Annotated in this window: 8 protein-coding genes; 5 read left to right on the forward strand and 3 right to left on the reverse strand. The window is 44.3% G+C overall.

From position 1 onward, the window contains the following. The 3 genes from RIC07_RS34250 to RIC07_RS34260 all read left to right on the forward strand — a co-directional run. The coding region (locus RIC07_RS34250) for an Rpn family recombination-promoting nuclease/putative transposase (protein WP_446398410.1) at window positions 1-706 on the forward strand (706 nt) is incomplete at its 5' end. A 310-nt stretch (window positions 707-1,016) separates the two neighbouring features. Then, entirely contained in the window at window positions 1,017-1,289 is a 273-nt protein-coding gene (locus tag RIC07_RS34255; RefSeq protein WP_446398411.1) for a type II toxin-antitoxin system ParD family antitoxin, read from the forward strand. Next, on the forward strand, window positions 1,282-1,605 hold the full coding sequence (locus tag RIC07_RS34260) for a type II toxin-antitoxin system RelE/ParE family toxin (protein ID WP_446398412.1): 324 nt from the start codon (window positions 1,282-1,284) through the stop codon (window positions 1,603-1,605). Before RIC07_RS34255 ends, RIC07_RS34260 begins: the two co-directional genes overlap by 8 nt. A 214-nt stretch (window positions 1,606-1,819) precedes the next feature. On the opposite strand, the gene RIC07_RS34265 is transcribed toward RIC07_RS34260, so the two are convergent. After that, on the reverse strand, window positions 1,820-2,038 hold the full coding sequence (locus RIC07_RS34265) for a hypothetical protein (RefSeq protein WP_446398413.1): 219 nt from the start codon (window positions 2,036-2,038) through the stop codon (window positions 1,820-1,822). A 48-nt stretch (window positions 2,039-2,086) separates the two neighbouring features. On the opposite strand from RIC07_RS34265, the gene RIC07_RS34270 reads away from it, so the two are divergent. Beyond that, window positions 2,087-2,812 (forward strand): Uma2 family endonuclease, encoded by a 726-nt coding sequence (locus RIC07_RS34270; protein WP_446398414.1) that lies wholly within the window; start codon window positions 2,087-2,089, stop codon window positions 2,810-2,812. A gap of 71 nt (window positions 2,813-2,883) precedes the next feature. After that, the gene (locus tag RIC07_RS34275) at window positions 2,884-3,465 is read left to right on the forward strand and encodes a Uma2 family endonuclease (protein ID WP_446398415.1); all 582 of its coding nucleotides are present in this window, start codon (window positions 2,884-2,886) and stop codon (window positions 3,463-3,465) included. A 107-nt stretch (window positions 3,466-3,572) separates the two neighbouring features. On the opposite strand, the gene RIC07_RS34280 is transcribed toward RIC07_RS34275, so the two are convergent. Both RIC07_RS34280 and RIC07_RS34285 read right to left on the reverse strand, forming a co-directional pair. Further along, window positions 3,573-3,704 (reverse strand): hypothetical protein, encoded by a 132-nt coding sequence (locus RIC07_RS34280; RefSeq protein WP_446398416.1) that lies wholly within the window; start codon window positions 3,702-3,704, stop codon window positions 3,573-3,575. Beyond that, window positions 3,685-3,948 carry a hypothetical protein gene (locus RIC07_RS34285; RefSeq protein WP_446398417.1) on the reverse strand — a complete coding sequence of 88 codons (264 nt, stop codon included), beginning with the start codon at window positions 3,946-3,948 and terminating at the stop codon, window positions 3,685-3,687. Before RIC07_RS34285 ends, RIC07_RS34280 begins: the two co-directional genes overlap by 20 nt. Window positions 3,949-4,379: the final 431 nt, after the last annotated feature.

Consider the following 4,379-nt stretch of genomic DNA (forward strand, 5'->3'; position numbering starts at 1 on the left):
GGTGATTATTGAGATGCAAGTCCTGAATTTATCAGGGTTTGAGAAGCGGATATTGTATAACGCCGCTAAAGCCTATTCCATTCAGTTGGAACCCGGAGACGATTATACCTTATTGAATCCAGTGATAGCCTTGACGCTGACGGACTTTGAAATGTTTGAGGATTTGCCTCAGGTGATTTCTAATTTTGTCCTCAAAGAAAAGAAAGTGTTGACGGATTACCCGATTAATGAGTTGGAGTTAGTCTTTGTCGAACTACCAAAGTTTACTAAGGAGTTAGACGAATTAGAAACATTGGCGGATAAATGGATATACTTTATCAAATGTGCCAGAGGATTAGAAACGATACCGGAAGCAATGGCACAAGTCCCGGAAATTCGCAAGGCGTTTGAAGTAGCGAATCAAGCGAATCTGACTCGTGAAGAGTTAGAAGCTCTCTTACAGAGGGAAATGTATATTCATGACCAACGGAATGCGATAAAATTAGCATTGAGACAGGGTATTCAAGTCGGGCGAGAACAGGGTATTCAAGTCGGGCGAGAACAGGGTATTCAAGTCGGGCGAGAACAGGGTATTCAAGTCGGGCGAGAACAGGGTATTCAGGAATCTAAATTAGAAATGGCTAGGAAAATGTTAGGAATTGTCGATGAAGATACGATTAGTCAGATCACTGGCTTGAGTGTAGAAGAGGTGCGACGGTTGAGGTAGAAATTGTTATTAGTGAATGCGATCGCTCTTCGAGTAGAGCTTACAGCAGATCGCCTGTTGGTTTATGGTCTACTTTTCATCGTGGGTAAATGTGCCTGCCTATAGACTCGATACATAAGGTGGCAGACGGGGAGACAAAAAGAGCGATCGCACGTCCTTCACATCCCCACCCCTACCGTTTCGATAAATCTGTGAAAGAGCGTGTTTCGTCCTGTGCTACCTGAAAAATCCTATTGACATTCTTGGCAATAGTTGCCATCAAATGGCAATTTATGCCATAATGCCAGCAGCTAGTCCCAGAAAAACTCCCATGAAAAGTATAAATATTTCTCTACCTCATTCCATGCGCCTTTATATCGAGGAACAGGTGGCAAATGGCGGTTATAGCACAGTTAGTGAATATTTTCGTGAGTTGGTTCGCCAAGACCAAAAACGCAAGGCTCAAGAGCATTTAGAGGCTTTATTATTAGAAGGGTTGAATTCGGGAATGGCAACACCGATGACGGAGCAAGATTGGGAAGATATCCGGCGAGTGGTGCGAGAAAGGGTGGCTCAACGGACAGGTTTAGAGGGAAATGGGTAAGGTTTATAAACGTCCGCAGGTTATCCGTGATTTAATCGAGTTGGCAACCTATATTTCCCAGGAAAATCTAGAGGCGGCGGAGCAGTTTCTCTTAGCAGCAGAAGAAACATTTAGGCAATTGGCTAAAATGCCGAGAATGGGAAAGATTAGGGATTGTGTCAATCCTGATTTAGCTGATATTCGCCAGCAAGCCGTTAAGGGATTTAGAAAGTATCTGATCTTCTATCGTACTAGAGACACTGATATCGAGATTTTGCGGGTTCTTCACGGATCGCGGGATATCGAGACTATTCTAGATCAAGATTTGGGCGAGTAGGGGCTTGGTAACCAAGCCCCTACTGCGATCGCACTCCCTAATAGAATGGATGGTTCTTGGTAGGGTAGCACAGAGAGAGGTGCGCCCTTGTGGTAAATGGCGTCACTGATGATGATCTAGAAGCGGTGCGACGGTTGAGGTAGAAATTGTCATTAGTGAATGCGATCGCGTATTGGTTTATGGTATACTTTTCATCGTGGGAAAATATGCATGCCTATAGACTCGATACATAAGGTTGCAGACCGCGATACAAAAAGAGCGATCGCGTCGTTCGTAGTGAGCGCTTTAGCGCTTTGTACACGTCCTGGCTGGGCATCTCTAATCGGTTAGAGGAAAGACTGCGATCGCTCTTTCGTTGATCCAGACTCTTTGTGATAACACAGGTGATACCAATTGAATCACATTCTGCTGTGGACTCACGCTTAAATAACATAGATTGAATAAAATACAATGAAGTTAGTTGTCGCTCCCTGACCGACTCATGCTAGAGTACAACCCATCCGATTGCTTACCCTGTGCAGAAGAGCTACCCGATTCTGACGATACGCCAGTGGATAATGAACTGCAAGATTTGATTCCCTCATTGCTTAAAGCTGTTTTGGCGCTGTTGTGGGAGAAGCGCTGGGATTGGTTTTTTGGGGTGGATATGGCGATATATTATCACGCCAAAGAACCAGCGATTGTACCGGATGGGTTTTTGAGTGTGGGAGTACAACGGTTTATAGATGTTCGCGAAGCGTCTCCGAAGGAGATAGACTTGCGCCTGTCTTATGTGGTGTGGGAAGAGCAGGTTGTACCCATGTTGGTGCTGGAGGTAGTATCCCATAAGCGTCGCGGCGAATATAGCAGTAAGAAAAAAATTTATCGGGACATGGGAGTACTCTATTATGTGGTGTACAATCCCCTGCGACGTCGTCAAGCCCCATTGGAAGTGTATAAATTAGTGGATGGGGAGTATCAGTTACAGTTTGGGAATCCGGTGTGGTTAGCAGAAATCGGATTAGGGATAGGAAGAGAAAGGGGAACCTATCAGGGAATAACTAGAGAATGGTTGTATTGGTACGATGAGCAAGGACAGCGGATCTTGACGCCAGAGGAACAAATTGCTCAGGAGAGACAACGCGCAACAGAAGCTGAGCAAGTGGCTCAACAGGAGCGACAACGGGCAAAATTGTTAGAGGAGAGACTGCGATCGCGCTTGTGTTGACTCAGACTATTTGTGATAACAAAAACGACCAAAAAGAAACAACAGCATGAACATTGACATGAGCGATCGCAATGACACAGACATTAGATAAACCGACAGACCAACGGTTCACCCACTCTGGAATCAACTGGCAACAATTTCGATTCATTCAAGCAGGATTCAAGAATTCCCCTGGAATACGACTGTTCTACTACAAGGGTGAGGTGGAAATTTTGGCAGTTTCACAAGACCACGAAGTTTTCAGTCGGACAATTGCAGGGCTACTGTTTGACTACTTTGTGGAAAAAGGCATCGAATTTTACCCCACAGGTAGCTTTACTCAAGAAAAAGAAGGGGTAGCTTCAGCACAGGCTGACGAGTCCTATTGTATTGGCAGTTTAAAGAAAATTCCCGACTTGTCGATTGAAGTAGTCTTTACCAGTGGTACTGTTTCCAAACTTAAACGCTATCAGGAGTTGGGAGTAGCGGAAGTCTGGTTTTGGGAAGATGGTTTATTTACGTTGCATCATCTCAGAGTCAACGGTTACGAACGGATTTACGCTTCTGAGGTATTACCAGACCTAGACATTGACTTGCTAACGCGATGCCTGTTGATGGCTTCTAGGGTTGAGGCGGTTAGGGAATTCAGACGAGCAATTTCTCAAGGGCAGTAGTAATTATGACATAAGGCTTCACTTTTAATCACATTCTGTTGTAGACTCACGATGAAATAACACAGATTGACACAGAAAACCGTTTCAAGCGATCGCACTTCTCATTATCAAGATTGACTCCAGTCTTGCCATTCTAGCCCTTCAATTCGGCTAAAATGGCGCTGTTTATGGGTGATGAGAACAAGATTATTGGCAACCGCAGTACCAAGAATATCAGTGTCAACTAAGGCGGGTTTCACGATTTTGCCTCTCTTGAAATGCTTGCTGGCGGCGCTGGGAAATGTCGTTCAAGAATTCAGTATAGGTTTCTTTGGGGAGGTCATTCCAGCAACCGGCGAATTGCATAATTAGTTGGATAGGGGAACTGACGGGTTCTGAACGTAGCCTAAAGGAATGAATTACCTCTAATAGTTCAATCAGTCTATCATCGGGAACACTCTGGATTTCTTCAAAAACCTTGGTTCTCAGGTCTGAGATATTCATTAGCCGACAATCCTAAATTGATGGATTACTGTTGTTCATTATAATTTAACTATTTTTATGAGAGCAATCGCCGTAACACGCTCTTTCACTGATTTATCGACAAGGGAAGGGGTATGCGATCGCGTGTTTATTCATGGTATACTTTTCACCGTGGGAAAATGTGCCTGCCTATAGACTCGACACATAAGGTTTCAAACGAGGACACAAAAAGAGCGATCGCACCTAAGACACAATGATCGCCTGTTGGTTTATGGTATACTTTTCACCATGGGAAAATGTGCTTACCTATAGACCCCATCAAGCGTAAACCGTAGGGTGGGTTAAGCGGTATTCAATTGAGAGAACAAATCATTTAATTTCCTATCCGCTGTAACCCACCAAGTTATCGTTTCTAACCTACATTCCCTACATTCAAGGAATGCACCTGACGG

The sequence above is a fragment of the Coleofasciculus sp. E1-EBD-02 genome, from assembly GCF_040218245.1.
GTDB lineage: Bacteria > Cyanobacteriota > Cyanobacteriia > Cyanobacteriales > Coleofasciculaceae > Coleofasciculus.

What these genes read in the sequence shown, in the direction of transcription:
- RIC07_RS34265 (WP_446398413.1), bottom strand. Translation starts at nt 2,038, where the DNA reads ATGTTATTTAAGCGTGAGTCCACAGCAGAATGTGATTCAATTGGTATC.
- RIC07_RS34270 (WP_446398414.1), top strand. Translation starts at nt 2,087, where the DNA reads ATGCTAGAGTACAACCCATCCGATTGCTTACCCTGTGCAGAAGAGCTA.
- RIC07_RS34285 (WP_446398417.1), bottom strand. Translation starts at nt 3,948, where the DNA reads ATGAATATCTCAGACCTGAGAACCAAGGTTTTTGAAGAAATCCAGAGT.
- RIC07_RS34260 (WP_446398412.1), top strand. Translation starts at nt 1,282, where the DNA reads ATGGGTAAGGTTTATAAACGTCCGCAGGTTATCCGTGATTTAATCGAG.
- RIC07_RS34255 (WP_446398411.1), top strand. Translation starts at nt 1,017, where the DNA reads ATGAAAAGTATAAATATTTCTCTACCTCATTCCATGCGCCTTTATATC.
- RIC07_RS34275 (WP_446398415.1), top strand. Translation starts at nt 2,884, where the DNA reads ATGACACAGACATTAGATAAACCGACAGACCAACGGTTCACCCACTCT.